We start from the raw sequence: 25,574 nt of genomic DNA, 5'->3' as shown, positions 1-25,574 counted from the left end.
CGCACACTGTCAAAGATCCAAACAGGAGCAGCCTCAGCGCCGCCTCCCGCCCCCCAAGGCCAGTGCCCGAGGGAGCCCAACATCATACAGCCCTCCGCCGAATCGTCAACACCCCGCCGCAAAAAAAACCACTCCGCTCAGGGCGCTCCCGCCGGTCGGCCGCCCCGCCTCCCGGCACGCCGGTCGGCAAGGGGCGCGCATTGTGCACGCGCCGGGGGCGTTCGGGAAGGGGGTGCTTGCAGGCGTGGCGTGGTGTAACGATGGTGTTCATCCCTTGCGGAGGTGCGGCATGCGTGGATGGATCGTGTTGTGTGCGTTGCTGGCGAGCGGCTGCGCGAGCTCGCGGGAGCCGTGGGTCGAACTGGCCGGCGAGCGTTATTACGTGGAAGTCGCCGACGACCCGGACGAGCGGGCGCGGGGCCTGATGTTCCGCGACCGGCTGGAGCCCGGCCGCGGGATGCTGTTCATCCACGAGCGCGAGGAGCCACTGGCGTACTGGATGAAGAACACGAAAATCCCGCTGGACATCCTGTATTTCGACGCGCAGCTGCGGCTGGTGGCGCAGCAGCGCGAGGTACCGCCGTGCACGCTCGGCGATCGCTGCCCGTCGTATCCCAGCCAGGCGCCGGCACGCTATGTGCTCGAACTGAACGCCGGCGAGGCGGCGCGCCTGGGGCTGGCGAACGGCATGCAATTGCGGCTCGGGCCCGGCGTGGCCACGCCGCACTGAGCACTTGCATCGGCGCGGCCGTACCCGCAGGCTGGCGCCCATGCGCGTGCGTTTCCCGCTGCCGGACTGGAACGAGCTCGCCTCGCTCGGGGACGATGCGGTGCCGCTGCTGGCCACGGCGCTGCTGATCGCGCGCGACGAGTACCCCGCGCTCGATGCCGACCTGTACGACGCGCTCGCGCGCAGCCATGTCGAACACCTGCGCCCGCTGGTGGAGCGCATCGCGGAACGGACCGCGCAGATGGCGGCGATCAACCGCCATCTGTTCGACGAGCTCGGCTACAGCGGCGACCACGAGCAGTACTACGACCCGCGCAACAGCTATCTGAACGAGGTGTTCGAGCGGCGGCGCGGCAACCCGATCTCGCTGGCGCTGGTGCAGATGGAAGTGGCGCGGCGGCTTGGCGTGCCGCTGGACGGGGTGTCGTTCCCCGGCCATTTCCTGGTGCGGCTGCCGGTGGACGACGGGATGCTGGTGATGGACCCGTTCAACCGCGGCCGCGCCCTGGACGTGGAGGAGTTGCGCCGGCGCGCGCAACCGCACCTGGGCGGGCAGGCGCCGGACGACCGCGCGCTGTGCCACATCCTGCACCCGGCCACGCACCGCGCGATCCTGCTGCGGGTGCTGCGCAACCTGCACGCGGCGTACACCGAAGGCGAGGACTGGGAGCGCGCGGCACGCTGCGCCGACCGGATGCTGAAGCTGGCGCCGGCGGAACACGAGGCGCTGCGCGAACGCGGCCTGGCCTACCTGCAGCTCGGCCACCGCCACGGCGCGCGCGCGGACCTGGCACGCTATCTGGAGCTGGTGCCGGAAGCGGCCGACGCGACGGCGCTGCACGAGCGGCTGGTGGAGCTGGGCCTGGAGGCGCCGCGACTGCACTGAGTCCGCGCGGCGGGCCGCCTCAGACGGCGACCATCTCGAAGTCTTCCTTGGTCACGCCGCAGTCCGGGCAGGTCCAGGTGTCGGGGATGTCCTCCCAGCGCGTGCCCGGGGCGATGCCCTCTTCGGGCAGGCCCTTGGCCTCGTCGTAGATGAAGCCGCACACCACGCACATCCAGGTGCGGTAGGTGGTGGCGGTCGCGGTGGCGTCGGTCATCGGATAATGCGCGGGCTGGGCCGTCAGGCCCGCCATTGTCCCATCTTCGAGCCGCCGACGGCCATGAATGCGTCCCCCGCCCCACCGCGGCGGCCGGCCCCCGCGCCGGCCCGGCTGCGCCGCGGCCTGTACCTGATCACGCCGGACGAGCCCGACACCGAACGCCTGCGCCGGCGGGTGGCCGCGGTGCTGCCGTTCGCCAGTTGCCTGCAGTACCGCAACAAGACCGCCGACGCCGCTCTGCGGCGCGCGCAGGCCGCGATGCTGCGTGCGCTGTGCACCGCAGCCGGGGTGCCGCTGATCGTGAACGACGATCCGGCGCTGGCGGCCGAGGCCGGCGCCGACGGCGTGCACCTGGGCGAACACGACGCCGGCGTGGCGGCGGCGCGGGCACGGCTCGGCGCGGAGGCGCTCATCGGCGTGTCCTGCTACGACGACCCGGCCCGGGCCGAGGCCGCGGCGGCGGCCGGCGCGGACTACCTGGCCTTCGGCGCGTTCTTTCCCTCGCCGACCAAGCCGCACGCGCGCCGCGCCACCCCGGCGCTGCTGCACGCGGCGGCGCGGCTGGGGCTGCCGCGGGTGGCGATCGGCGGCATTACCCCGGACAATGCGCGCGCGCTGGTCGCGGCCGGCGCCGATCTGGTCGCGGTGATCAGTGGCGTGTTCGAGGCGGCCGATCCGGTCGCCGCGGCGCGCGCGTACCGGGACTGCTTCACCCCCACCCCAACCCTCCCCCGCGAGCGGGGGAGGGAAGACAGGCATGTCCTCCCCCCGCAGGCGGGGGAGGCAGACGAGCACACGCCATGAACACCGCACGCTCCCAAGCCCTGTTCGCCCGCGCCAGCGAGCTGATGCCCGGCGGAGTGAACTCGCCGGTGCGCGCGTTCAAGTCGGTCGGCGGCGAACCGTTCTTCGTCCAGCGCGCGGAAGGGCCGTACCTGTTCGACGTGGACGGCAACCGCTACATCGACTACGTGGGCTCGTGGGGGCCGATGATCGTCGGCCACAACCATCCGCACGTGCTGGAGGCAGTGATCCGCACCGCGCGCGACGGCCTGAGCTTCGGCACGCCCAACCCGCTCGAGGTGACGATGGCCGAGACCATCTCGCGCCTGGTGCCCTCGTGCGAGATGGTGCGGATGGTGAACTCGGGCACCGAGGCGACGCTGTCGGCGATCCGGCTCGCGCGCGGCGCGACCGGGCGCGCCCGGATCGTGAAGTTCGAGGGCTGCTACCACGGCCACGGCGATTCGTTCCTGGTCAAGGCCGGCAGTGGCGCGCTGACCTTCGGCGTGCCGACCTCGCCGGGCGTGCCGAAGGCGCTGGCCGACCTGACCCTCACCCTGCCTTACAACGATTTCGATGCCGCCACGGCGCTGTTCGACGAGTGCGGCGAGGACATCGCCGGGGTGATCGTCGAGCCGGTGGTCGGCAACGCCAACTGCCTGCCGCCGCGCGAGGGCTACCTGCAGCACCTGCGCACGCTGTGCACGCGGCACGGCGCGCTGCTGATCTTCGACGAGGTGATGACCGGGTTCCGGGTCGCGCTCGGCGGCGCGCAGGCGCGCTATGGCGTCACGCCCGACCTGACCACCTTCGGCAAGATCATCGGCGGCGGCATGCCGGTGGGCGCCTACGGCGGCCGCCGCGAGCTGATGCGGCAGGTGGCGCCGAGCGGGCCGATCTACCAGGCCGGCACGCTCAGCGGCAATCCGGTGGCGATGGCGGCAGGACTGGCGATGCTCGAGCTGGTGCAGGCGCCCGGCTTCCACGAGGCGCTGGAGCGCCGCACGCACGCGCTGTGCGACGGCTTCGAGGCCGCCGCGCGCGCGGCCGGCGTGGCGCTGACCACCAACCGCGTCGGCGGCATGTTCGGGCTGTTCTTCACCGCGGAGAAGGTCGAGACCTACGCCCAGGCGGTGGCCTGCGACACGGCCGCGTTCAACCGCTTCTTCCACGCGATGCGCGAGCGCGGCGTGTACCTGGCGCCGTCGGCGTTCGAGGCCGGCTTCGTCTCCAGCGCCCACGACGATGCGGTGATCGCGGCCACGCTCGAGGCCGCGCGCGCGGCCTTCGCCGCGCTGTAGCGCGACGGCCGCCGGACGGCGGCCGCGCCGGTCACCAGCTGCCGGTGCTGGGCATCGAGGCCCACGGCTCGCGCGGCGGCAGCGCCGCGCCCTTCTGCAGCAGCTCGATCGAGATCAGGTCGGGCGAGCGCACGAAGGCCATGCGCCCGTCGCGCGGCGGGCGCAGGATGGTCACGCCGTGCGCCTGCAGGCGTTCGCACACCGCGTAGATGTCGTCCACGGCGAAGGCGAGGTGGCCGAAGTTGCGCGCGCTGCCGTAGTCCTCGTCGTCGTAGTTGTAGGTCAGTTCGACCTCGACTTCGGGGTTCTCCGGCGCGGCCAGGTACACGAGGGTGAAGCGGCCCTCGGGGTAGTCGCGCCGGCGGGTCTCGACCAGGCCGAGCGCGTCGCGGTAGAAGCGCAGCGAGGCCTCCAGGTCGCGCACCCGCACCATCGCGTGCAGGTATCTCATGCGTGCATGCCGCCTTCGAGGAACAGGTCGGGCAGCAGGCGCTGGCCCGGCTGCACCGCGTACTGGTCGAAGTCGGTGACCCCGGCGGCCAGCAGCACGTCGTCGTCGATCAGGAAGTGGCCGTAGTAGTCCACCGCGCGGCGGACCAGGATCGCGTGCGCGGCGTCGGCCACGATCTCCGGCTTGCGGCACTGGGCCGGATCCACGCCGGGGATCATGTTGATCGCGTCGGTGGCGATCACGGTGCGCGGCCACAGCGCGTTCACCGCCACGCCCTGCGGGCCGAACTCCTCGGCCAGGCCGAGCGTGACCAGGCTCATGCCCATCTTGGCCAGGGTGTAGCCCAGGTGCGGGGCCCACCACTTGGGATCCAGCGACAGCGGCGGGGCCAGGGTCAGGATGTGCGGGTTGTCGGCCTTGAGCAGGTGCGGCAGGCACAGTTGCGAGCACAGGAAGGTGCCGCGGGCGTTGACCTGGTGCATCAGGTCGAAGCGCTTGATCGGCGTGTCCAGGGTGCCGCGCAGCCAGATCGCGCTGGCGTTGTTGACCAGGATGTCAATGCCGCCGAAGCGCTCGACCGTGGCCGCGACCGCGGCCTCGACCTGGGTTTCTTCGCGGATGTCGCACTGGATCGGCAGCGCGCGGCCGCCGGCGGCCTCGACCTCGGCGGCGACGGTGTGGATGGTCCCGGGCAGCTTCGGGTTCGGCACCCCCGACTTGGCGACGATGGCGACGTTGGCGCCGTCGCGCGCGGCGCGCAGGGCGATGGCGCGGCCGATGCCGCGCGAGGCGCCGGTGATGAAGAGGGTCTTGCCTTCGAGGGTGGTCATGGCGGGCTCCTTGGCGTGGCCTCAGGGTTTCGGCCCCTGGCCTTCATTGTCCTCCCATTTGAGCATGCGGCGCGTCACGAACCGATACACCGGCTTGCCGGTGCGGAACCACGCTTCGCGCAGCCACGAGCGTCGCTGCAGCAGCCGGCGCTCGACCGGGGTCAGGGCCTGCGGGCAATACGTGCGCTTGTGCTTGAGCAGGTGGCGCAGGTCCTCGCGCGCGAGCAGGCGCAGCCAGCGCGAACGCGGGTCGCCGACGCTGGCGAGCTGGAAATCCACGATCGCGGGGCTGCCGTCGGCGAGCACCAGCCAGTTGGCTTCCTTGGCCAGGTCGTTGTGGGCCAGCCCGCGCCGGTGCAGCGTGTGGAGCAGGCGGCGGGCGGCGTGGAACCAGGCGGCATCGCCGCGCGGCGGCCGCCGGTACAGCACCTCGCCGTCGAGATAGCTGCGGTCGAGCACGCGCCCATCCCAGCGCAGCAGGCGCGGGGTGGCCGGCAGGCCACCGAGACGACGCAACGCGCGCGCCTCGCGCCGCGCCAGCCACCAGGCGGGCAGGCGCAGCCACCACGGCACGTGGCGCAGGTCGCGGCGCACGAACGGACCGCCAGGGCCCTGCATCAGGGCGATGCGGCCGAAGCTGTCGGCCTTGAGGGCGGCGATCTCGCGTACGGGTTCGGTCATCACGCGAGTGTAGTGGCTGCGGTCGGCACGGTCCGGCTCCCTATAATCGCGCGATGCCCAGCGCCTGGTTCGACAGCACCCTCGCCTGGATCGGCGCGCATCCGCACGCGGCGGGGCTGCTGATCTTCCTGATCGCGTTCTGCGATGCGCTGGCGGTGGTCGGGATCGTGGTGCCGGCGCTGCCGCTGCTGTTCGCGGTCGGCGCGCTGGTCGGGCTCGGCCACGTGGACGGCGGCTACGCCCTGGCCTGCGCCGCGCTGGGGGCGTTCGCGGGCGACGCGCTGAGCTACTGGATCGGCCACCGCTGGGGGCCGCAGCTGCGCGGACACTGGCCCTTCTCCCACTATCCGCAGCTGCTCGACCGCGGCGAGGCGCTGTTCCGCCGCCACGGCAGCAAGGGCATCGTGATCGCACGCTTCGTCGGCGCGGTGCGGCCGTTCGTGCCGGCGATCGCCGGCATGCTGCGCATGCCGCTGGGGCGCTACGTGCCGGTGAGCCTGTTCGCGGCGGCGAGCTGGGCCGCGGCCTTCCTCGCCCCGGGCTGGGTGCTGGGCGCGTCCTACGACGCGGTGGCGGCGGTGGCCGACCGGCTGGCGCTGGTGCTCGGCACGCTGCTGGCCGCGCTGGCCCTGGTCTGGGCGATCGTGCTCTACACCTGGCGCTGGTTCGCCGGCCACGCCAACACCCTGCTCGCGCGCGCGCTGCGCTGGACCCATGCGCATCCGCGCCTGGGGCGCTACGCGGCAGCGCTGATCGATCCCAACCGGCCGGAGTCGGCCTCGCTCGCGATCCTGGCGGCGTGCCTGTTCGGGATCATCTGGGCCTGGTTCGCGCAGGTGGCGGCGGTGCTGGCGCAGGGCGGGCCGCTGTTGTTCGACCACAGCGTGCACGCGGCAATGCTGGCCCTGCGCAATCCGCTCGCCGACCGGCTGATGGGCGCGCTCGCGACCCTGGGCGATGTCGAGGTGCTGGGGCCGGCGGCGCTGGTGGTGCTGGGCTGGCTGTTGTGGCGGCGGCGCTGGATCGCGGCCGCGCACTGGCTGGCGGCGCTGGCCTTCGGCCTGGCCCTGACCGCCGGGCTGGAAGCGCTGGTGGACATGCCGCGGCCCTCGCTCGCCGCGGCCGGCTTCGGCTTCCCCTCGATCCAGGTGACGATGGCGACGATCACCTTCGGCTTCTTCGCGGTGCTGATCGCGCGCGAACTGCCGGGGCGGGAACGGGTCTGGCCGTACCTGGTCGCCGGCGTGGCGGTGACCCTGCTCGGTTTCGCGCGCCTGTACCTCGGCGCGCACTGGCTCAGCGACGTGGTCGGCGGCGTGCTCTCGGGCGTGGTCTGGCTGCTGGTGCTGGGCCTGGCCTACCGCCGGCACGTGGCGCGCTCGTTCTGGATGCGGCCGCTGGCGATCGCGTTCTACGGCGTGTTCCTGGCCGCGGCGGCGCTGCACCTGCCGCAGGCCTCGCAACGGATCCTGGCCCGGTTCGCGCCGCCGCCGCCGGCCCTGGTGCTGGACGCCGGACGCTGGTGGCAGGCCGACTGGGCGCGGCTGCCGGCGCACCGCACCGAGCGCGATCCGCAGCGGCGCTGGCCGCTCGACGTGCAGGTGGCCGGTCCGCTCGAACCGTTGCGGGCGCGGCTGCAGGCGCGCGGCTGGCGGGTGCAGCCGCAGGCCGACTGGGTGGCCACGCTCGGCCTGCTCGACGCCGACCGCACGCCGGCCGAACAGCCGGTGCTGCCGGCCACGCTCGATGCCCACCCGGAAGCGCTGCTGTTGCTGCGTCCCGGTCCCGACCCGCGCCAGCTGCACGCGCTGCGCCTGTGGCCGGCCCCGGCGCGGCTCGGCGACGGCACCCCGCTGTGGGCCGGCACCACCCAGACCCTGCGCTTCGACCGCCCGCTCGGCGCGTTCGGCCTGTGGCGCCCGCAGGCGCACGCCGGCGACGCGCAGGCGCAGCTGCGCGCCGACCTCGCCGGCTTCGAGCTCGCGCTCTCGCCGCATCCCGACGGCGACCATGCGGTGTTGCGGGTGCGCACGCACCCAGGCGGGCGCTAGCCGACCAGCTCCACGATCCGCTGCAGCCGCGCGTGCGGATCGTCCTCCTCCAGCAGCGCCAGGCGTTGCGCGTGCGGCAGCGGCAGCAGTTCGGCCAGGCGCCAGCCGACCCAGGCGGCGCGGTCGAAGCAGGCGTCGTCGGCCGCGGCATGTTCGCCGCCGACCTGGTCGAGGATCGCGCGCAGCACGGTGCCGAGCACGGCGTGCTCGGGCGCGAGCGTATCCTCGGGCTCGGGCGCGCACCATTCGACCTCGCCCAGCACCAGGCCGTTGTCGTGGATCCGGATCGCGTGCACCCGGAAGCGGCGCGCGCCGCGCACGCGCAGGGTGAGCAGGCCTTCGCCGGTGCTGCCGAAATCCTCGATCAGCGCCTCGCAGCCCACCGCCGCGGGCAGAGCCGGCGCGCCGGCCTCCTCGCCTTCCAGGATCAGGCACACGCCGAAGGTGCGGCCTTCGCGCAGGCAGTCGCTCACCAGGTCGAGGTAGCGCGGCTCGAACACGCGCAGGCCGAGCACCGCACCGGGCAGCAGCACGGTGTGCAGCGGGAACAGCGGCAAGGTCTCGCGCGCGCTCGGGCTCGGCATGGGCGCAGTCTACGGCGCCGCCGGTGATGCTCCGCGTGAGGCCGCCTGGAGGCTGGCCAGGAACCGGCGCGGCGCGCCGTCGAAGCCGCCGTTGGACATGAACACCACGTGGTCGCCCGGCCGCACCCGCGCCTGCAGCTCGAGGATCAGCCGCTCCACGTCCGGCACCGCCACGCCCTCGGCGCGCAGCGCGGCCACCACCTTGCCGGCGTCCCAGGCCAGTTCGGGGCGGTGCAGGAACACCACCGCGTCGGCGCCGTCGAGCGAGGGCGCGAGCGCGTCGGCATGCGCGCCCAGGCGCATCGAGTTGCTGCGCGGTTCCATCGCCACCACGATCCGCGCCCGGCCCACCTTCGCGCGCAGGCCGGCGAGGGTGGTCGCGATCGCGGTCGGATGGTGGGCGAAATCGTCGTACACGGTGACCCCGCCGACCTCGCCCAGCACCTCGAGCCGGCGCTTGACGCTGTGGAAGCGCGCCAGCGCCGGCAGCAGCGCGGCCACGTCGGCGCCGGCGGCGTGCGTCGCGGCCAGCGCCGCGAGCGCGTTCATCACGTTGTGCCGGCCGAGCAGCGGCCAGCGCACCTCGCCGAGCTCGCGCCCGGCGTGCACGACCACGAACGCGCTGCCGTCCTCGGCCAGCAGGCGCGCGGTCCAGTCGAAACTGGCGCGCGCGGCGGCGCGTTCGTCGCCGCGGTCGCCGTGCAGCGCGTGCTGCTGCGCGGCCGGCAGCAGGCTCGGATCCAGGCCGAAGGTCGTCACCGGCGTCCAGCAGCCCATCGCCAGCACCTCGCGCAGGCGCGGGTCCTCGCCGTTGACGATCAGCCGCCCGCGCCGCGGCACGGTGCGCACCAGGTGGTGGAACTGGCGCTGGATCGCGGCCACGTCGGGGAAGATGTCGGCGTGGTCGTACTCGAGGTTGTTGAGGATCGCGACCAGCGGCCGGTAGTGGACGAACTTGGAGCGCTTGTCGAAGAACGCGGTGTCGTACTCGTCGGCCTCGACCACGAACGCGCGGCCGGCGCCCAGGCGCGCGGACACGCCGAAGTCCTCGGCCACGCCGCCGACCAGGAACCCGGGCTCGCGCCCGGCGGCCTGGAGCAGGAACGCCAGCAGCGTGGTGGTGGTGGTCTTGCCGTGGGTGCCGGCGACCGCGAACACCTCGCGCCCCGGCAGCACCCGCTCGGCGAGCCACTGCGCGCCGGAGGTGTAGCGCAGCCCCGCATCGAGCACGTGCTCGACCGCCGGGTTGCCGCGCGAGAGCGCGTTGCCGACCACGATCTCGTCGCAGTCGGCGCCGATGTGGGCGGGGTCGTAGCCCTGCTTCAGGGCGATGCCCAACCGCTCGAGCTGGGTGGACATCGGCGGGTACACCGCCTGGTCGCTGCCCTCGACCTCGTGCCCGAGTTCGCGCGCGAGCGCGGCGACGCCGCCCATGAAGGTGCCGGCGATGCCCAGGATGTGCAGTTTCAACGTCGCCTCACCCGACTTCCCGCACCGGCGCGATCGCCTCCAGGATGCGGGTGAAGACCTCGTCCAGCGTGCCCACGCCGTCCACCACGGTGAGCTGGCCCTGCTGGCGGTAGTACTCGATCACCGGCGCGGTCTGTTCGGTGTACACCTGCAGCCGCTTGCGCACCGATTCGGGATTGTCGTCGGCGCGGCCTTCGGCGCGGGCGCGGCCGGCGATGCGCTCCACCAGCAGCTCGGTCGGCACTTCGAGCTGGACCGCGTAGTCCATCGGCTGGCCGATCCGCGCCAGCAGGCGGCCGAGCGCGTCGGCCTGGGCCAGGTTGCGCGGATAGCCGTCGAGGATGAAGCCGCCCGCCGTGTCCGGGCGCGAGAAACGGTCCTCGAGCATGCCGAGCAGGATCTCGTCGGACACCAGCTCGCCGCGCGCCATCACCTCCTTCGCGGCCAGGCCGAGCGGGCTGCCGGCCGCCACCTCGGCGCGCAGCAGGTCGCCGGTGGAGATGTGCGGCACCTGCAGGTGCTCCTTCAGCCGCGCCGCTTGCGTGCCCTTGCCCGACCCCGGCGCACCCAGCAGTACCAGTCGCATCCAACGTTCCTCACAAGACGATGAACTCGCGCCGGCCGCCGCGGGGCTACACTGGCCGGGCCGCCGGAAAAGGCGGCCAGCTTACCGCATTCCGCCTGTCCGCCCCCGGATTCCCATGCCCGCCGGAACCCTGTTCTACGCCCAGAGCGGCGGCGTCACCGCCGTCATCAACGCCACCGCGGCCGCGGTGATCGAGACCGCCCGCGCGCACCGGGTCAAGGTGCTCGCCGGGCGCAACGGCATCCTCGGCGCCCTGCGCGAGGAGCTGTACGACACCTCGCAGGAGTCGCCGGCCGCGATCCGCGCCCTCGCCCACACCCCCGGCGGCGCGTTCGGTTCCTGCCGGGTCAAGCTCAAGTCGCTGCAGGAGGACCGGGGCAAGTACGAACGCCTGCTCGCGGTCCTCCGCGCCCACGACGTGCGCTGGTTCCTCTACAACGGCGGCAACGACTCGGCCGACACCGCGCTCAAGGTCTCGCAGCTGGCCGCCGAGTTCGGCTATCCGCTGACCTGCGTGGGCGTGCCCAAGACGGTGGACAACGACCTGGCCGTCACCGACTGCTGTCCGGGCTTCGGCTCGGCCGCGAAGTACACCGCCGTGTCGGTGCGCGAATGCGCGCTGGACGTGGCGGCGATGGCCGAGACCTCGACCCGGGTGTTCGTGTACGAGGCGATGGGCCGCCACGCCGGCTGGCTCGCGGCCGCGAGCGGCCTGGCCGGCCGCACCGGGGACGAGGCCCCGCACCTGATCCTGTTCCCGGAGCGGCCCTACGACGAGGCCGATTTCCTGGCCCGGGTGCAGGCCACGGTGGCGCGCGTGGGCTGGTGCCTGGTGGTCGCCAGCGAGGGCATCCGCAGCCCGGACGGCAGGTTCGTCGCCGACGCCGGCGGCGGCAAGGACGCCTTCGGCCACACCCAGCTCGGCGGCGTGGCGCCCTACCTGGCCGCGCGGGTCAAGGACGCGCTCGGCCTGAAGGTGCACTGGACCCTGCCCGACTACCTGCAACGCTCGGCGCGGCACCTGGCCTCGAAAACCGACCTGGCGCACGCGCAGGCGGTCGGCCGCAAGGCGGTGGAGTACGCGCTGCAGGGCATGAACGGCGTGATGCCGGTGATCGTGCGCACCTCGGATGCACCCTACCGCTGGAAGATCGCGCCCGCGCCGCTGACGCAGATCGCCAACCACGAGAAGAAGATGCCGGCGGCCTTCATCCGACAGGACGGCTACGGCATCACCGCGGCCGCGCGGCGCTATCTCGAACCGCTGGTCCGCGGCGAGGCGTATCCGCCGTACGGCCGCGACGGATTGCCGAAGTACGTGGCGCTGCGCAACCGGCTGGTGGCGCGCAAGTTGCCGGAGTGGCACGGCTGAAGCCCGGCGCCGGGCACGATTTCAGATTTTTCCGATAGCCGGGCCCGGCCCGGCTCGCCAGACTGGCGTCCGCCCCGCCGCCCACGGCGGGTTTCCATGTCGTTCCGGAAAGGACACCAGACCATGCATGCACGCAATCCGTGGAAGTGGTACGCGATCGGCTGCCTGATGGCCGCCTGCGCATTCGCCAGCGGCCAGGCGCTGGCCTGGGGCAAGCGCAAGCCCGACGAACCCGGCGGTGCGACGGCCGGCGCCAAGGCCAAGGATCCGGCCGCCACGCTCGAACGCTGCGAGGCGCCGCTCGGCACCCTGACCGTGGTCGAGGACCAGGGCGGCGACTGGTACCGCTACCTCACCAGCGACTTGCGCCTGCCCTCCACCATCCCGCTGATGCGGATGCTGATCCAGCAGTCCAACTGCTTCGTGGTGGTCGAGCGCGGCCGCGCGATGCAGAACATGATGCAGGAGCGCGCGCTGCAGGAGATGGGCGAGATCCGCGCCGGCAGCAACTTCGGCAAGGGCAAGATGGTCGCCGCCGACTACACGCTCAACCCCAGCATCAATTTCTCCACCAGCAATGCCGGCGGCCTGGGGGCCCTCATCGGCGCGTTCGGCGGCAAGGCCGAGATCGCCGGCGCGCTGATCAGCGGCCTGCGCTTCAAGAAATCCGAAACCATCCTCGCCCTGATTGACAACCGCTCCGGGGTGCAGATCGCGATGGCCCAGGGCCAGGGGCGCAAGACCGACTTCGGACTCGGCGTGGGCGGCGGTGCCGGCGGCCTCGGCGCCTGGAGCAACACGCCGGAAGGCAAGGTGATCGCCCTCGCCTTCGCCGATGCCTACAACCACCTGGTGCGCGCCCTGCGCGAATACCAGCCGCAGCAAGTGGAGGGCGGCCTGGGCAAGGGCGGCCGGCTCAAGGTGGGTGACTGACGCCGGGGCAGGATCCCGCCGCAAGCCCGCGGTCGCGGCCGACCGGGCGAACCGGGGCGCGGGCGCTCATCCGCAGGGCTTGCCTTCCCAGCCCTGTTCGGCGGCGTACAGCGTCACGCCCACTGCCCCCTCGCGCTGCGCCCGGACCAGGGCCTCCTGCAGGTAGATCCGCGCCCGCCCCTGCGCGTCCAGGCCGGGCGGGGCGGCCGTGCCCGGCTTGCGCCAGACGCGCACCACCGCCTGCAGGCCGGGGCAAGCGGCGCTCGGCACCCGGATCACGTCGTTGAGCCGCCAGCCTTCCTCCGTGGCCAGGCGACCCTGGCCCGTCTCGCCGCCGACCTCCAGGAACCGCGCGCGCGGCTGGCACGCCGGGCTGCTGCGCGCCACGGCGAACCGGTAGGGCTGCGCCGGATCGCCGGTGAACACCCCTTCGAGGCGCACGCAGGCTTCGGGTATCCGGCGCAGGGTATGGACCTGACCGATGGTTTGCGGCGCCGCGGGCGGGCGCCGGATCTCCGGGGCCGGTGCCACCGCCGGAGGCGAAGAAACCGCCGCGCAAGGCAGGGCGCAGGCGATCAGCAGGCTCGACATCGACACGCGCATGGGATCCGGACGGGAGCGTGACCCGGGTCGCAGCCTGGCATGGCCGCCCTGAATCCCGCGTTCACCGCAGTTCCACGCGGTTCCGCGGTCCTGCCCCCTGTGCCATAGTCGGGGGGTTGCGGCCGCGGGTGTTGCGCGGCGCAGCAAAAAACAACTCGCTTCGTCTGTCGTCCGATGTCCACTCTTGGGGAGGGTTCATGCTGGAGCAGTACGGTCTGATCCTGGCGCTCGCCTGCGCCGTGGTAGCGATTCTCTATGGCCTGTGGTCCGCGGGGTGGATCAACAGGCAGCCCGCCGGCAACGAACGGATGCAGCAGATCGCCGGCGCGATCCAGGAAGGCGCGCGCGCCTACCTCAACCGCCAGTACACGACGATCGCGGTCGCCGGCGTGGCGCTGTTCCTGGCCATCGGCTTCGCCCTGACCTGGCAGACCGCGTTCGGCTTCGCGCTCGGCGCGCTGCTGTCGGGCGCGGCCGGCTACATCGGCATGAACGTGTCGGTGCGCGCCAACGTGCGCACCGCCGAGGCCGCCCGCGCCGGTCTGGGCCCGGCGATGGACGTGGCGTTCCGCGGCGGCGCGATCACCGGCATGCTGGTGGTCGGCCTGGGCCTGCTCGGCGTGGCCGGCTACTACTGGCTGCTGCTCGGGCCGATGGGGCTGGGCACCGACGAGGCCCTGCACGCACTGGTCGGCCTGGCGTTCGGTTCCTCGCTGATCTCGATCTTCGCGCGCCTGGGCGGCGGCATCTTCACCAAGGGCGCGGACGTCGGCGCCGACCTGGTGGGCAAGGTCGAGGCCGGCATTCCCGAGGACGACCCGCGCAACCCGGCGGTGATCGCCGACAACGTCGGCGACAACGTCGGCGACTGCGCCGGCATGGCCGCCGACCTGTTCGAGACCTACGCGGTCACGGTGATCGCGACCATGCTGCTCGGCGGCCTGATGGCGGCCGAGGTCGGCGGCGAGGCGGTGCTGTATCCGCTGGTGCTCGGCGGCGCCTCGATCCTGGCCTCGATCGTGGGCACGTTCTTCGTCAAGACGAAGTCGGGCGGCCGCATCATGAGCGCGCTGTACCGCGGCGTGATCGTCTCCGGCGTGCTCGCGGCGGCCGCGTTCTGGCCGATCACCACCGCGCTGATGGGCAGCTCGCCGCTCGGCGCCGGCAACCTGTTCCTGTGCGCGCTGACCGGCCTGCTGCTGACCGGCGCGATCGTCTGGATCACCGAGTACTACACCGGCACCCAGTTCAAGCCGGTGCAGCACGTGGCCGCGGCCTCGACCACCGGCCACGCCACCAACATCATCGCGGGGCTCGGCGTGTCCATGAAGGCGACCGCGCTGCCGGTGATCGCGGTGTGCCTGGCGATCTGGGTCTCGTTCTCGCTCGCCGGCCTGTACGGCATCGCCATCGCCGCGACCGCGATGCTGTCGATGGCCGGGATGATCGTCGCCCTCGACGCCTATGGCCCGATCACCGACAACGCCGGCGGCATCGCCGAGATGAGCGAGCTGCCGCCCGAGGTGCGCGCGGTGACCGACCCGCTGGATGCGGTCGGCAACACCACCAAGGCGGTGACCAAGGGCTACGCGATCGGCTCGGCGGGCCTGGCCGCGCTGGTGCTGTTCGCCGACTACACCCACAACCTGGAGGCGGTGGGCAAGGCGGCCGCGTTCCGGCTCGACGACCCGGCGGTGATCATCGGCCTGTTCATCGGCGGCCTGGTTCCGTACCTGTTCGGGGCGATGGCGATGGAGGCCGTAGGCCGCGCCGCGGGCAGCGTGGTCGAGGAGGTGCGGCGCCAGTTCCGCGAGATCCCCGGGATCATGCAGGGCACCGCCAAGCCCGACTACTCGCGCGCGGTGGACATGCTGACCCGCGCGGCGATCAAGGAGATGGTGGTTCCGTCGCTGCTGCCGGTGCTGGTGCCGGTGGCGGTCGCGTTCCTGCTCAACGTGCTGATGGGCCCCGGCGCCGGCATCCGCGCGCTCGGCGGCGTGCTGATCGGCACCATCGTCACCGGCCTGTTCGTGGCGATCTCGATGACCACCGGCGGCGGCGCCTGGGACAACGCCAAGAAGTACATCGAGGACGGCCACCACGGCGGCAAGGGCTCCGAGGCGCACAAGGCGGCGGTGACCGGCGACACCGTGGGCGACCCGTACAAGGACACCGCCGGCCCGGCGGTGAACCCGCTGATCAAGATCATCAACATCGTGGCGCTGCTGCTGGTGCCGCTGCTGTAGCCGGCACGCGGCCCGGGCACGGTCGAAGCCCCGCTCCGGCGGGGCTTCTTCTTTCCGCGTAAAATGCGCGCCCTTCCCCCCCACCCCCGCCCCTCCCCGCACACGGGAGCGGGCGCGTCACGTCGGAGCAACGCAATGGGCCTGGACCTCGTCCCCACCGGCAAGAACCCGCCGGAGGAAATCAACGTCATCATCGAAATCCCGAAGGACGCCGAGCCGGTCAAGTACGAGGTGGACAAGGCCTCGGGCGCGATCTTCGTGGACCGCATCCTGTCCACGCCGATGCGCTACCCGTGCAACTACGGCTACGTCCCGCACACCCTGTGCGGCGACGGCGACCCGGCCGACGTGCTGGTGATCCTGCCGCTGCCGCTGGTGCCGGGCTCGGTGATCCGGGTGCGCCCGGTGGGCGTGCTGAAGATGACCGACGAGGCCGGCAGCGACGAGAAGATCGTGGCCGTGCCGGTGCCGAAGATCTTCGGCGGCTACGCCCACATCGAGGACATCGGCCAGGTCTCGCAGCACTGGCTCGACCGCATCGGCCACTTCTTCGAGCACTACAAGGACCTGGAGAAGGGCAAGTGGGTGAAGGTGGACGGCTGGGGCGACGCCGCCGAGGCCAAGCGCATCCTCACCGACGCGATCGCGCGCTACAACGCCACGCCGGACGTGGACAAGCCGCACTTCTGAGTGCGGCCATGATGCGGGGAGCCGCCCTGTGGGCGGCTCCCCGAGGCAACCGCCTCAACTCCCGGCGCGTGCAACCCAGAGCATGGCCGCGATCATGACCGCATTGTTGAACAGGTGCGCGGCCATGCAGAGCAGCAACGACTGGTGCCGCCTGCGCAGCCAGGACATGGCCAGCGAAAACACGAAGACCGCGCCAAGATATGGGGCCGGATAAGGCATGGCCTGCGCCGTGCCCGCATGCGCCAGCACGAAAAGATCGGTGATGGCGAATGCCGCCAGCCACGGCGGCAGGGCGCCCTGCAGTTTCTGGTACAGCCAGCCGCGGAACAGCAGCTCTTCCCAGACCGGCGCCCATAGCAGCATCAGCACCATCCCTCCGGTGCCGAAGAACGCTGCCTGCTGTGCGGGAGTGAAGTCGGGCTGTCTCACCCATCCCAACAGCGCGCCCAGATTGGCGGCCACCACCAGCAAGACCGTTCCGGCCAGGAAGGGGACGGCGACCTGGGCGATTGCGGTCGCCGGCAAACGGGCCAGCGCGGCGAGCTCGCCACGCCAGTCGTAACGCCAGGCCAGGAACAACGCGAGCAGGAAGGTGGGAATCAGCGACAGCGCCATCACCCGCAGCTCGCCGAAGTCCCGCCACGCCGCCATCTTCATCCCGCTCGGCGGCAGCTTCCAGCCCGCCTGCTCCGGGAACAACTCCTGCAGCCAGAACGGTCCGCTGCCATCCGCATCGGCCGTTTCTACCGCCAGGCACTTCACCTGCCGCGCCATGGCACCGCTCTCGTTCCCCGCCGCGAAGGCACAATCCAGGCGGATCAAATCCGGGTAACGCGCCGGGCGCTCCAAACTGAACGGCAGTTCCGTGCGCTCGGGCATGGTGTCGAAACGGAGCCTGTACTCGGTCACGTGCCGGGCGCTGTAAAGCTGGACCACGGCCTGCAGCAGCAGGCAGCCAAGCAGCAACACGAGTGCCTGCAGCAACCCGATCGTGGCCTGCCGCCACTGGAACGATCCGGCCGCCGCCCTGGCGGCGATATCAATCGGCCTCCTTCCCTCTCCGATGCAATCGTTGCCCCGCATCGCCAAGACACGGGGCAACGAAGTGTGTCATTCGTCGATCAGCGTATCCCGCGCAACACCGTCAGGCTGATCAACCGCGACACGACCATCGCCAGGTAGCCCACGCCGGTGAACATCTCCAGCATCACCAGCACGCGCGCGGGGGCGGCGAGCGGGATCACGTCGCCGATGCCGACCCCGGACAGGACGGTGAAGCTCATGAACAGCAGCTCCATCCAGGTGCGCGGGCGATCGGGCTCGACCGCACCGCCGAAGCTGCCCGGATACCAGGCCTGGCAGACGAAATAGGCGTAGGCGAAGCCCCAGGCGAACAGGGTGAAGGTGGCGCCGGCGGCGAACAGTTCGTCGGCGGTGACACGGTGGTCGTGCAGCATGTACGAGATCAGGCTGCCGGCCGCGTAGAAGTACAGCAGCGCCTCGAGCGTGGCCGAGACCGGCAGCAGCGCCGGCTCCCCCGTCAGCACGCCGAGCACGGTCAGCGCCACCGCCGGAATCGCCAGCGCCCAGGCCACGCCGGTGACGAACGGGCTGCGGTTGACCACCCACACCGCCAGCGGCACCACCACCAGCGCGACCGCGCCGAACAGCATGCGCCCGGCCGGGGTCTCGTCCATGAGCGGGTACAGCAGCAGGCTGAGCAGCTGCGCGGCGAGCAGGAACGCCGAGGGGTGGCGGCGGGCGAGCACCGCCCAGACACGGAGCCGGGCCGGGGCCTGCATCAGTCGAGCAACCGGAAGTGGTAGCGCACGGCGTAGTAGATCACGTACAGCCACGACAGCAGGCCGTGCACGATCGCCCACAGCAGCGACTTGTTCGCGCTCCAGGAGATCGCGATCGCCAGGGCGCTGCCGAAGCTCACGCCCGCCTTCACCACCTGCCCGCCGCGCGCCATCGTCGCCGCCTCACGCCTCGCGATAGACCTGCGCCCCGGCCTGCCGGAACTCGGCCGCCTTCTCCGCCATGCCCTGCTCGAGCGCCTGCTCGGCGGCCAGGCCGTGCCCGGCGGCGTAGTCGCGCACGTCCTGGGTGATCTTCATCGAGCAGAAGTGCGGGCCGCACATCGAGCAGAAGTGGGCCAGCTTGTGCGCTTCCTTCGGCAGGGTCTCGTCGTGGTACTCGCGCGCGCGCTCGGGGTCCAGGCCGAGGTGGAACTGGTCCTGCCAGCGGAACTCGAAGCGCGCCTTGGACAGGGCGTTGTCGCGCACCTGCGCGCCGGGGTGGCCCTTGGCCAGGTCGGCCGCGTGCGCGGCGATCTTGTAGGCCATGATGCCCTCGCGCACGTCCTGCCGGTTGGGCAGGCCGAGGTGCTCCTTGGGCGTGACGTAGCACAGCATCGCGGTGCCGTACCAGCCGATCATCGCTGCGCCGATCGCGGAGGTGATGTGGTCGTAGCCGGGTGCGATGTCGGTGGTCAGCGGCCCCAGGGTGTAGAACGGCGCCTCGCCGCATTCGCGCAGCTGCTTGTCCATGTTCTCCTTGATCAGCTGCATCGGCACGTGGCCGGGGCCCTCGATCATGGTCTGGACGTCGTGCTTCCAGGCGATCTTCGTCAGCTCGCCGAGCGTCTCCAGCTCGCCGAACTGCGCGGCGTCGTTGGCGTCGGCGATCGAGCCCGGGCGCAGGCCGTCGCCGAGCGAGAAGGCCACGTCGTAGGCCTTCATGATCTCGCAGATGTCCTCGAAGTGGGTGTAGAGGAAATTCTCCTTGTGGTGCGCCAGGCACCACTTGGCCATGATCGAGCCGCCGCGCGAGACGATGCCGGTCACGCGCCTGGCGGTGAGCGGGACGTAGCGCAGCAGCACGCCGGCGTGGATGGTGAAGTAGTCCACCCCCTGCTCGGCCTGCTCGATCAGGGTGTCGCGGAAGATCTCCCAGGTCAGCTCCTCGGCGCGGCCGTCCACCTTCTCCAGCGCCTGGTAGATCGGCACCGTGCCGATCGGCACCGGCGAGTTGCGGATGATCCACTCACGGGTCTCGTGGATGTGCCTGCCGGTGGACAGGTCCATCACCGTGTCCGCGCCCCAGCGGATCGCCCACACCAGCTTCTCCACCTCCTCGGCGATGCCGGAGGAGACCGCGGAATTGCCGATGTTGGCGTTGATCTTGGTGAGGAAGTTGCGGCCGATGATCATCGGCTCGCTCTCGGGATGGTTGATGTTGCACGGCAGGATGGCGCGGCCGCGCGCGATCTCGTCGCGCACGAACTCGGCCGTGATCCGCGCCGGGATGCCGGCGCCGAAGCTCTCGCCGCGGTGCTGGGCCAGCAGGCCGGCGTCGCGCACCGCCTCCAGGCGCTGGTTCTCGCGGATCGCCACGAACTCCATCTCCGGGGTGACGATGCCGCGGCGCGCGTAGTGCAGCTGGGTGACGTTGGCCCCGGCCCGCGCCCGGCGCGGCAGGCGGCGGCCGGGGAAGCGCACTGCGGCGAGCCGCGGATCGGCCTCGCGCGCGCGGCCGAACTCGGAGCTGACCGCGTCGAGCACTTCGGTGTCGCCGCGCTCGGCGATCCACTGCGCACGCAGCGCCGGCAGCCCGGCGGCGAGGTCGATGCGCGCGTCGGGGTCGGTGTACGGGCCGGAGGTGTCGTAGACCGTGATCGGCGGGTTGTCCTCGCCGCCGAACAGGGTCGGGGTGCGCGTCTGCGCGATCTCGCGCATCGGCACGCGCAGGTCCGGGCGCGAGCCCTGGACGTAGATCCGGCGCGAGCCGGGAATGGGCCGGGTCACTTCCGCCGAGAGCTGCTCGGTCTGGCGGATCAGGTCGGAGGGCACTGCGTTCATGGACTGTCGGCTCCGCTGCTTCGGCTTCAGTAGAAAGTCCGCACAGGGATGTGCGGGCTGTTGCGGAGGGACCCGCATGCACCGCACAGGGATGTGCGGGCTGTTGCGGAGGGATCCGCACAAAGCGGCGGCGCGGGCACGCGATCGTGCCGCGAAGCTTCCCTACGCCGGTGTCAACCGGATCAGGTTCGAAGGGTCTGTCTCAACCGGTCGCCCGGGGCGGCCGGTACCCCCGCTTCGGCGTCCATTATGACCCTGCATGCCCTGCTGCGGCCAACCACACCGGACGCGGCCCGGTTGACAGGCGCGCCGACGCCATGCTCTGCTCGGGCCATGACGCATTTCCCGCCGCCGGCCGCCACTCTCCTGCCCACGCAGGCGCCGGCCCGCGCGCGCGCCCTGACCACCACCGGTACCGGCACCCGCTGGCGCGGGGTGTGGACGGGCGTGTCCATCTGATCCATCACATGCCTCCGCACCCGACACGGGTGCGGAGCGCGCACCCGTTCCGGGCGCGGGGCCCCACAGGAGCCCTCGCCATGTCCCCCGCCGATGCATCACACCCCCTGGCCGCCGTGCGCCCGTATGCGCACAAGTTCGGCGGCAGCAGCCTGGCCGATGCCGCGCTGTATCGCCACGCCGCGAGCCTGGTGCATGCCGAGCCCGCAGGCACCCGCGTGGTCGTGGTGTCCGCGATGCAGGGCGTGACCGACGCGCTGGTGGCACTGCTCGACACCGCACGCCACGGTCGCACCTGGCAGCCGCACTGGGAAGCGCTGCGGCAGCGGCACCGCGAGGCCGCGGACGCGCTCGACGCCAGCCGCCGCCACGGCACGCACGCCGCGCTGGAGCGGGAGTTCGCGGCCTTGCATCGCGCGCTGGCCGGGATCGCGGCAGGCGCCCACGACGTCGATGCGCTCGCCTCCGCGGTACCCGGCTACGGCGAGCTGTGGTCCTCGCAGCTGATGCATGCGGCGCTCGGAGGCGGGGCCGCGGGCTGGCGCCGGCTGGACGCGCGCGAGGTGCTGGTGGTGCACCCGGGCGAGATGGGCATGGCGGTGGACTGGGACGCAAGCCGCGCGCGTCTTGCCGACTGGCGGGCGCAACACGGCGACGGCGATGTGGTCGTCACCGGCTTCGTCGCGCGCGAAGCCGCCGGCGCGATCACCACTCTCGGGCGCAACGGCAGCGACTATTCCGCGGCGATCTTCGCGGTGCTGTTCGGGGCGCGCGGACTGACCATCTGGACCGACGTGGACGGCGTGCTCAGCGCCGACCCGCGGCTGGTGCCCGAGGCGGTGTGCCTGCCGTCGCTGTCCTATGCGGAGGCCTGTGAGCTGGCCTACTTCGGCGCCAAGGTGCTGCACCCGCAGACGCTGGCGCCGGTGCAGGAGCGCGGCATCCCGCTGCGGATCCGCAACACGCACCGCCCGGAACTGCCGGGCACGCTGATCGGCCCGCGCGCCGACACACGCGGCGCACCAGTGAAGGGCCTGAGCCTGGTGCGCGAGCTGGCCATCGTCGAACTGGTCGGCAACGGCCTGCTCGGGGTGCCGGGCATGGCCGAGCGCCTGTTCGGCGCGCTGCGCGGCGCCGGCGTGTCGGTGACCATGATCTCGCAGGGCTCCTCGGAACATTCGATCTGCTGCGTGGTGCGCGCCGACCAGGCCGGGCGGGCACGCGATGCGGTCGCCGCAGCCTTCGCCGGGGCGATCGCCGACGGCCAGGTGCAGGGCGTGGCGTTGACGCCCGACATCGCCGTGCTCGCCGCAGTCGGGGACGGCATGGTCGGCACGCCTGGCATCGCCGCGCGCCTGCTCGGCGGCCTGGCGCAGGCGCGGGTGAATGCGCGCGCGATCGCGCAGGGCGCGGGCGAGCGCAACCTGTCGGTGGCGATCGCCGCACGCGACGCGGCGCGCGCGCTGCGCGCCGCGCACGCGGCGTTCTGGCTGTCGCCGCATACCGTGTCCATCGGCCTGATCGGTCCCGGCCAGGTCGGGCGCGCGCTGCTGGCGCAACTCGCCGCAGCGCTGCCGCGGCTGCGTGAACGCGCCGGCCTCGATCTGCGCCTGCGCGCCATCGCCGACAGCCGCCGGATGCGGCTGGACGATCGCGGCCTCGACCCCGCCACGGCGGCCGCGTGCCTGCGCGACGCCGGCGCCGAGCCGGCCGATCTCGACCGCTTCGCCGCGCACGTGCGCAGCGAGCCGCTGCCGCATGCCCTGATCGTGGACTGCAGCGCCAGCGCCGAGATCGCCGCGCACTACCCGCGGTGGCTGGCTGCCGGCATCCACGTGGTCACGCCGAACAAGCACGCCGGCAGCGGGCCGTGGCCGCTGTACGCCGCGATCCAGGATGCGAGCCGCCGCGGCGGCGGCCGCTTCCGCTACGAGGCCACGGTGGGCGCCGGCCTGCCGGTGATGCTGACGCTGCGCAACCTGCTCGACACCGGCGACGTGCTGCATGGCATCGACGGCCTGCTGTCCGGCACCCTGGCGTGGCTGTTCAACCGCTTCGACGGCACGGTGCCGTTCTCGGCCCTGATGCGCGAAGCGATGGCGCTCGGCTACACCGAGCCCGACCCGCGCGACGACCTGTCCGGTCGCGACGTCGCGCGCAAGCTGGTCATCCTCGGCCGCGAGGCCGGCCTGCGGCTCTCGCTGGAGGACGTGGACGTGGAAAGCCTGGTCCCGCCCGCGCTGCGCGCGCTCGACCGCGAGGCATTCGTCGCGCAGCTGGAGGCGCTCGATGCGCCGATGCGCGCGCGCTACTGCGAGGCGGCCGCGCAGGGGCGTGCACTGCGCTACGTGGCGCGGCTGGACCGCGACGGGCGGGCCCGCGTCGGCCTGATGGCGCTGCCGCCCGACCATTCCTGCTGCCATACCCGGCTGACCGACAACCTAGTGCAGTTCCACACCGCGCGCTACGCCGGGAACCCGCTGGTCGTGCAGGGCCCGGGCGCCGGCCCCGAGGTGACCGCGGCCGGGGTGTTCGGCGACGTGCTGGCGATCGCGCAATCGCTCGGTGCGCGGCCTGAAGCGATGACGACGCCATGAGCCCTCCGATCCAGGCGACGGCATTCGCACCCGGCAGCGTCGGCAACATCGGGGTCGGCTTCGACCTGCTCGGGCATTCGATCGCGGGCATGCACGACCTGGCGACCGTGCGCCGCATCCGCGAGCCGGTGGTGCGGATCGAGGCGATCCGCGGCGCGGCGGCCGGTGCGGAGACGCTGCCGCTGGAGGCCGCGCGCAACACCGCGGGGCGGGCGCTGCTTGCGCTGCGCGAACGGCTCGGGCTGCGATTCGGCTTCGCGCTGGCGCTGGAGAAAGGCATCCCGCTCGGCTCCGGCCTCGGCGGTTCGGCGGCCTCGTGCGTGGCCGCGCTGGTCGCCGCCAACGCGCTGCTCGACACGCCGCTGCCGCGCGAGGCGTTGTACGACTACGCGCTCGACGGCGAATCGGTGTCGAGCGGCAGCCGGCACGGCGACAACGTGGCGCCGATGCTGCTCGGCGGCGTGGCGCTGGCGACGGCGACGCGGATGCTCGCGCTGCCGGCCCCGGCCTGGCTGCATGCGGTGGTGGTGCACCCCGACCAGGTGCTGGAGACGCGCCGCGCCCGCGCGGTGCTGGCCGCGCCGTATCCGCTGCAGGTCGTGGTCGAGCAGAGCGCACACCTGGCGCTGTTCCTGACCGGGCTGCAGCGCGGCGACGCGGAACTGATCCGCGCAGGGTTGAACGACCTGCTGGTCGAGCCGCGCCGCGCCCCGCTGATCCCCGGCTTTGCACGAGCGAAGGCGGCCGCGCTGGACCATGGCGCGCTCGGCGCGAGCATTTCCGGCGCCGGGCCGAGCACGTTCGCGTGGTTCGCGTCGAGGACCGATGCCGAAGCGGCCGCCCCCGCGATGCAGACGGCGTTCGCGGATGCAGGCTTCGGCTCGCGCGCCTACGTCACGCCGGTGTCCGGGCCGCGCGCGGAGGTGATCGCATGCACTGCGTGAGCACCCGCGGCCGGACTCCGCGCACCGCCCTCGCCCGCGCCCTCGTCGCCGGCCTCGCGCCCGACGGCGGCCTGTACGTGCCCGAACGCATCCCCACGCTGGACACCGTGCAGCCCGGCGCCACGCTCGCCGACACCGCGCGCGCCGTGCTCGCCCCCTGCCTCGACGGCCCGCCGCTGCGCGATGCGCTGCCGGCGCTGTGCGCGCAGGCGTATGCGTTCGACGCCCCGTTGCGCCCGCTCGCGCGCCGGGGCGACCACCTGCTGGAGCTGTTCCACGGCCCCACCGCCGCGTTCAAGGACTATGCCGCGCGCTTCCTGGCCGGCACGCTGGCGCGGCTGCGCCCCGCCGATGCGCCGCCGACCACGATCCTCGTCGCGACTTCCGGCGACACCGGCGCCGCGGTCGCCAGCGCGTTCCACCGCCGCCCGGGCTTCGCCGTGGTCATCCTCTACCCCGCTTGCCGCGTCTCGCCGCGGCAAGCGCACGGGCTGGAATGCTGGGGCGACAACGTGCGCACGTTCCGCGTGCAGGGCACGTTCGACGACTGTCAGCGGCTGACGAAGCAGGCGCTCGCCGACGACGCGCTGCGCGCGCGGCTGCCGCTGAGTTCGGCCAACAGCATCAGCCTCGGCCGCCTGCTGCCGCAGGTGGCCTATTACGCGCACGCCGCGCTGCGGTTCTTCGCCGCGCATGGCGAGCCGCTGAACTTCATCGTGCCCACCGGCAACCTCGGCAACGCCTGCGCCGCGTGGCTCGCCCGGCGCATGGGCCTGCCGGTGGGCGCGCTGGTGCTGGCGTGCAACGCCAACGACGCGCTGCCGCGCTTCTTCGCCGGCGAGGACTACCGGCCGCGCCCGGCCCGCGCCACGCTCGCCAACGCGATGGACGTGGGCGCGCCGAGCAACTTCGAGCGCCTGCGCCACTGGCACCGCGACGACGCCGAGCTGCGCGCCGCGTTGCGCGCGTTCGCGGTGGACGATGCGGCCATCGCCGACACCATCCGCCAGGCGCCGGCACGCCACGGCGTCGTGCCCTGCCCGCACACCGCCACCGGCCTGCACGTGCTCGAACGGCTGCGCGCCGAAGGCGACGCGCGGCCGTGGGCGGTGGTGGCCACCGCGCATCCGGCCAAGTTCGAAAGCATCGTCGAGCCGTTGGTGGGGCAGGCGCTGGCCGTGCCGCCGGCGCTGGCCGCCACGCTCGCCCGTCCGGCTCGCGGCGAACCGCTCGCCGCCGACTACGCCGCACTGCGGCGGCAGTTGCAGGCGCCAGCCTGAGGTCGCGTCGCGGGCCG

At 72.6% G+C, this 25,574-nt stretch carries 25 protein-coding genes and 1 riboswitch; of the genes, 13 read left to right on the top strand and 12 right to left on the bottom strand.

The features are described 5' to 3' along the window. The first annotated feature begins 289 nt into the window (after positions 1–289). Both FPV26_RS07365 and FPV26_RS07360 read left to right on the top strand, forming a co-directional pair. Entirely contained in the window at positions 290–730 is a 441-nt protein-coding gene (locus tag FPV26_RS07365) for a DUF192 domain-containing protein (protein WP_147653206.1), read from the top strand. A 40-nt stretch (positions 731–770) separates the two neighbouring features. Continuing rightward, positions 771–1,616, top strand: a complete 846-nt coding sequence (locus FPV26_RS07360) for a SirB1 family protein (RefSeq protein WP_147653205.1) — start codon at positions 771–773, stop codon at positions 1,614–1,616. Between the two features lie 19 nt (positions 1,617–1,635). Here the strand turns inward: FPV26_RS07360 and FPV26_RS07355 are convergent, their stop codons facing one another. After that, positions 1,636–1,866 carry a rubredoxin gene (locus tag FPV26_RS07355; protein ID WP_246109237.1) on the bottom strand — a complete coding sequence of 77 codons (231 nt, stop codon included), beginning with the start codon at positions 1,864–1,866 and terminating at the stop codon, positions 1,636–1,638. A gap of 27 nt (positions 1,867–1,893) precedes the next feature. Here FPV26_RS07355 and thiE point away from each other — a divergent pair, with 27 nt between their 5' ends. Continuing rightward, entirely contained in the window at positions 1,894–2,637 is a 744-nt protein-coding gene (gene thiE, locus FPV26_RS07350) for a thiamine phosphate synthase (protein ID WP_147653203.1), read from the top strand. After that, on the top strand, positions 2,634–3,917 hold the full coding sequence (gene hemL / locus FPV26_RS07345) for a glutamate-1-semialdehyde 2,1-aminomutase (RefSeq protein ID WP_147653202.1): 1,284 nt from the start codon (positions 2,634–2,636) through the stop codon (positions 3,915–3,917). The genes thiE and hemL overlap by 4 nt, the downstream gene beginning before the upstream one ends. Before the next feature lie 31 nt (positions 3,918–3,948). On the opposite strand, the gene FPV26_RS07340 is transcribed toward hemL, so the two are convergent. Genes FPV26_RS07340 through FPV26_RS07330 form a run of 3 tightly spaced genes read right to left on the bottom strand, consistent with a single transcriptional unit; the run spans position 3,949 to position 5,879 of the window. Beyond that, complete coding sequence (locus FPV26_RS07340; protein WP_147653201.1) at positions 3,949–4,368, bottom strand: VOC family protein; 420 nt, start codon at positions 4,366–4,368, stop codon at positions 3,949–3,951. Beyond that, on the bottom strand, positions 4,365–5,198 hold the full coding sequence (locus tag FPV26_RS07335; RefSeq protein WP_147653200.1) for an SDR family oxidoreductase: 834 nt from the start codon (positions 5,196–5,198) through the stop codon (positions 4,365–4,367). The genes FPV26_RS07340 and FPV26_RS07335 overlap by 4 nt, the downstream gene beginning before the upstream one ends. A 21-nt stretch (positions 5,199–5,219) precedes the next feature. After that, complete coding sequence (locus FPV26_RS07330; protein WP_147653199.1) at positions 5,220–5,879, bottom strand: protein kinase family protein; 660 nt, start codon at positions 5,877–5,879, stop codon at positions 5,220–5,222. Positions 5,880–5,932: 53 nt separating this feature from the next. On the opposite strand from FPV26_RS07330, the gene FPV26_RS07325 reads away from it, so the two are divergent. Then, complete coding sequence (locus FPV26_RS07325; RefSeq protein WP_147653198.1) at positions 5,933–7,930, top strand: bifunctional DedA family/phosphatase PAP2 family protein; 1,998 nt, start codon at positions 5,933–5,935, stop codon at positions 7,928–7,930. Here FPV26_RS07325 and FPV26_RS07320 read toward each other — a convergent pair. Genes FPV26_RS07320 through FPV26_RS07310 form a run of 3 tightly spaced genes read right to left on the bottom strand, consistent with a single transcriptional unit; the run spans position 7,927 to position 10,570 of the window. Next, complete coding sequence (locus tag FPV26_RS07320; protein WP_147653197.1) at positions 7,927–8,514, bottom strand: LON peptidase substrate-binding domain-containing protein; 588 nt, start codon at positions 8,512–8,514, stop codon at positions 7,927–7,929. The two genes, FPV26_RS07325 and FPV26_RS07320, sit on opposite strands and share 4 nt — an antisense overlap. A gap of 9 nt (positions 8,515–8,523) precedes the next feature. Further along, on the bottom strand, positions 8,524–9,948 hold the full coding sequence (locus FPV26_RS07315; RefSeq protein WP_147653213.1) for a Mur ligase family protein: 1,425 nt from the start codon (positions 9,946–9,948) through the stop codon (positions 8,524–8,526). A gap of 43 nt (positions 9,949–9,991) precedes the next feature. Beyond that, positions 9,992–10,570, bottom strand: a complete 579-nt coding sequence (locus FPV26_RS07310; protein ID WP_147653196.1) for an adenylate kinase — start codon at positions 10,568–10,570, stop codon at positions 9,992–9,994. A gap of 115 nt (positions 10,571–10,685) precedes the next feature. Between FPV26_RS07310 and FPV26_RS07305 the strand changes: the two genes are divergently transcribed. Beyond that, a complete protein-coding gene (locus FPV26_RS07305) occupies positions 10,686–11,942 on the top strand; it encodes a 6-phosphofructokinase (RefSeq protein ID WP_147653195.1) in 1,257 nt (418 codons plus the stop codon). A gap of 123 nt (positions 11,943–12,065) precedes the next feature. Beyond that, positions 12,066–12,875, top strand: coding sequence for a CsgG/HfaB family protein (locus FPV26_RS07300; RefSeq protein ID WP_181952586.1), 810 nt, complete (start codon positions 12,066–12,068; stop codon positions 12,873–12,875). A gap of 66 nt (positions 12,876–12,941) precedes the next feature. Here the strand turns inward: FPV26_RS07300 and FPV26_RS07295 are convergent, their stop codons facing one another. Further along, positions 12,942–13,466, bottom strand: coding sequence for a hypothetical protein (locus FPV26_RS07295; RefSeq protein ID WP_425473068.1), 525 nt, complete (start codon positions 13,464–13,466; stop codon positions 12,942–12,944). A 209-nt stretch (positions 13,467–13,675) separates the two neighbouring features. Here FPV26_RS07295 and FPV26_RS07290 point away from each other — a divergent pair, with 209 nt between their 5' ends. Continuing rightward, positions 13,676–15,724 (top strand): sodium-translocating pyrophosphatase, encoded by a 2,049-nt coding sequence (locus FPV26_RS07290; protein ID WP_147653191.1) that lies wholly within the window; start codon positions 13,676–13,678, stop codon positions 15,722–15,724. Between the two features lie 135 nt (positions 15,725–15,859). Next, positions 15,860–16,414 carry an inorganic diphosphatase gene (gene ppa, locus FPV26_RS07285; protein ID WP_147653190.1) on the top strand — a complete coding sequence of 185 codons (555 nt, stop codon included), beginning with the start codon at positions 15,860–15,862 and terminating at the stop codon, positions 16,412–16,414. Positions 16,415–16,468: 54 nt separating this feature from the next. Here the strand turns inward: ppa and FPV26_RS07280 are convergent, their stop codons facing one another. The 4 genes from FPV26_RS07280 to thiC are packed head-to-tail and all read right to left on the bottom strand — an operon-like array spanning position 16,469 to position 20,277. Next, positions 16,469–17,497 carry a CPBP family intramembrane glutamic endopeptidase gene (locus tag FPV26_RS07280; RefSeq protein ID WP_147653188.1) on the bottom strand — a complete coding sequence of 343 codons (1,029 nt, stop codon included), beginning with the start codon at positions 17,495–17,497 and terminating at the stop codon, positions 16,469–16,471. A 38-nt stretch (positions 17,498–17,535) separates the two neighbouring features. Next, a complete protein-coding gene (locus FPV26_RS07275; protein WP_147653186.1) occupies positions 17,536–18,216 on the bottom strand; it encodes an ion channel in 681 nt (226 codons plus the stop codon). Next, on the bottom strand, positions 18,216–18,389 hold the full coding sequence (locus tag FPV26_RS12635; protein WP_181952585.1) for a hypothetical protein: 174 nt from the start codon (positions 18,387–18,389) through the stop codon (positions 18,216–18,218). Before FPV26_RS12635 ends, FPV26_RS07275 begins: the two co-directional genes overlap by 1 nt. A gap of 10 nt (positions 18,390–18,399) precedes the next feature. Next, the gene (gene thiC, locus FPV26_RS07270) at positions 18,400–20,277 is read right to left on the bottom strand and encodes a phosphomethylpyrimidine synthase ThiC (protein ID WP_147653184.1); all 1,878 of its coding nucleotides are present in this window, start codon (positions 20,275–20,277) and stop codon (positions 18,400–18,402) included. A gap of 141 nt (positions 20,278–20,418) precedes the next feature. Further along, a riboswitch (TPP riboswitch) is annotated at positions 20,419–20,521 on the bottom strand. Positions 20,522–20,610: 89 nt separating this feature from the next. Between thiC and FPV26_RS12915 the strand changes: the two genes are divergently transcribed. The 4 genes from FPV26_RS12915 (at position 20,611) to thrC (ending at position 25,557) form a co-directional block, all read left to right on the top strand. Further along, positions 20,611–20,736 carry a hypothetical protein gene (locus FPV26_RS12915; RefSeq protein WP_281282840.1) on the top strand — a complete coding sequence of 42 codons (126 nt, stop codon included), beginning with the start codon at positions 20,611–20,613 and terminating at the stop codon, positions 20,734–20,736. 80 nt (positions 20,737–20,816) lie between these two features. Then, positions 20,817–23,333, top strand: a complete 2,517-nt coding sequence (gene thrA / locus FPV26_RS07265) for a bifunctional aspartate kinase/homoserine dehydrogenase I (protein ID WP_147653182.1) — start codon at positions 20,817–20,819, stop codon at positions 23,331–23,333. Continuing rightward, the gene (locus tag FPV26_RS07260; RefSeq protein WP_147653180.1) at positions 23,330–24,277 is read left to right on the top strand and encodes a homoserine kinase; all 948 of its coding nucleotides are present in this window, start codon (positions 23,330–23,332) and stop codon (positions 24,275–24,277) included. Before thrA ends, FPV26_RS07260 begins: the two co-directional genes overlap by 4 nt. Then, positions 24,265–25,557 carry a threonine synthase gene (thrC, locus tag FPV26_RS07255; protein WP_147653178.1) on the top strand — a complete coding sequence of 431 codons (1,293 nt, stop codon included), beginning with the start codon at positions 24,265–24,267 and terminating at the stop codon, positions 25,555–25,557. Before FPV26_RS07260 ends, thrC begins: the two co-directional genes overlap by 13 nt. Positions 25,558–25,574: the final 17 nt, after the last annotated feature.

The organism is Vulcaniibacterium gelatinicum (assembly GCF_008033445.1).
GTDB classification, from domain to species: Bacteria; Pseudomonadota; Gammaproteobacteria; order Xanthomonadales; family Xanthomonadaceae; genus Vulcaniibacterium_B; species Vulcaniibacterium_B gelatinicum.
This window is presented reverse-complemented; position numbering and strand designations above follow the sequence as displayed.

Bases quoted from the DNA above. Each gene is read 5' to 3' on its own strand.
- FPV26_RS07365 (WP_147653206.1), top strand. From the start codon at position 290: ATGCGTGGATGGATCGTGTTGTGTGCGTTGCTGGCGAGCGGCTGCGCG.
- FPV26_RS07360 (WP_147653205.1), top strand. From the start codon at position 771: ATGCGCGTGCGTTTCCCGCTGCCGGACTGGAACGAGCTCGCCTCGCTC.
- FPV26_RS07355 (WP_246109237.1), bottom strand. From the start codon at position 1,866: ATGGCGGGCCTGACGGCCCAGCCCGCGCATTATCCGATGACCGACGCC.
- thiE (WP_147653203.1), top strand. From the start codon at position 1,894: ATGAATGCGTCCCCCGCCCCACCGCGGCGGCCGGCCCCCGCGCCGGCC.
- hemL (WP_147653202.1), top strand. From the start codon at position 2,634: ATGAACACCGCACGCTCCCAAGCCCTGTTCGCCCGCGCCAGCGAGCTG.
- FPV26_RS07340 (WP_147653201.1), bottom strand. From the start codon at position 4,368: ATGAGATACCTGCACGCGATGGTGCGGGTGCGCGACCTGGAGGCCTCG.
- FPV26_RS07335 (WP_147653200.1), bottom strand. From the start codon at position 5,198: ATGACCACCCTCGAAGGCAAGACCCTCTTCATCACCGGCGCCTCGCGC.
- FPV26_RS07330 (WP_147653199.1), bottom strand. From the start codon at position 5,879: ATGACCGAACCCGTACGCGAGATCGCCGCCCTCAAGGCCGACAGCTTC.
- FPV26_RS07325 (WP_147653198.1), top strand. From the start codon at position 5,933: ATGCCCAGCGCCTGGTTCGACAGCACCCTCGCCTGGATCGGCGCGCAT.
- FPV26_RS07320 (WP_147653197.1), bottom strand. From the start codon at position 8,514: ATGCCGAGCCCGAGCGCGCGCGAGACCTTGCCGCTGTTCCCGCTGCAC.
- FPV26_RS07315 (WP_147653213.1), bottom strand. From the start codon at position 9,948: ATGGGCGGCGTCGCCGCGCTCGCGCGCGAACTCGGGCACGAGGTCGAG.
- FPV26_RS07310 (WP_147653196.1), bottom strand. From the start codon at position 10,570: ATGCGACTGGTACTGCTGGGTGCGCCGGGGTCGGGCAAGGGCACGCAA.
- FPV26_RS07305 (WP_147653195.1), top strand. From the start codon at position 10,686: ATGCCCGCCGGAACCCTGTTCTACGCCCAGAGCGGCGGCGTCACCGCC.
- FPV26_RS07300 (WP_181952586.1), top strand. From the start codon at position 12,066: ATGCATGCACGCAATCCGTGGAAGTGGTACGCGATCGGCTGCCTGATG.
- FPV26_RS07295 (WP_425473068.1), bottom strand. From the start codon at position 13,466: ATGTCGAGCCTGCTGATCGCCTGCGCCCTGCCTTGCGCGGCGGTTTCT.
- FPV26_RS07290 (WP_147653191.1), top strand. From the start codon at position 13,676: ATGCTGGAGCAGTACGGTCTGATCCTGGCGCTCGCCTGCGCCGTGGTA.
- ppa (WP_147653190.1), top strand. From the start codon at position 15,860: ATGGGCCTGGACCTCGTCCCCACCGGCAAGAACCCGCCGGAGGAAATC.
- FPV26_RS07280 (WP_147653188.1), bottom strand. From the start codon at position 17,497: ATGCGGGGCAACGATTGCATCGGAGAGGGAAGGAGGCCGATTGATATC.
- FPV26_RS07275 (WP_147653186.1), bottom strand. From the start codon at position 18,216: ATGCAGGCCCCGGCCCGGCTCCGTGTCTGGGCGGTGCTCGCCCGCCGC.
- FPV26_RS12635 (WP_181952585.1), bottom strand. From the start codon at position 18,389: ATGGCGCGCGGCGGGCAGGTGGTGAAGGCGGGCGTGAGCTTCGGCAGC.
- thiC (WP_147653184.1), bottom strand. From the start codon at position 20,277: ATGAACGCAGTGCCCTCCGACCTGATCCGCCAGACCGAGCAGCTCTCG.
- FPV26_RS12915 (WP_281282840.1), top strand. From the start codon at position 20,611: ATGACGCATTTCCCGCCGCCGGCCGCCACTCTCCTGCCCACGCAGGCG.
- thrA (WP_147653182.1), top strand. From the start codon at position 20,817: ATGTCCCCCGCCGATGCATCACACCCCCTGGCCGCCGTGCGCCCGTAT.
- FPV26_RS07260 (WP_147653180.1), top strand. From the start codon at position 23,330: ATGAGCCCTCCGATCCAGGCGACGGCATTCGCACCCGGCAGCGTCGGC.
- thrC (WP_147653178.1), top strand. From the start codon at position 24,265: ATGCACTGCGTGAGCACCCGCGGCCGGACTCCGCGCACCGCCCTCGCC.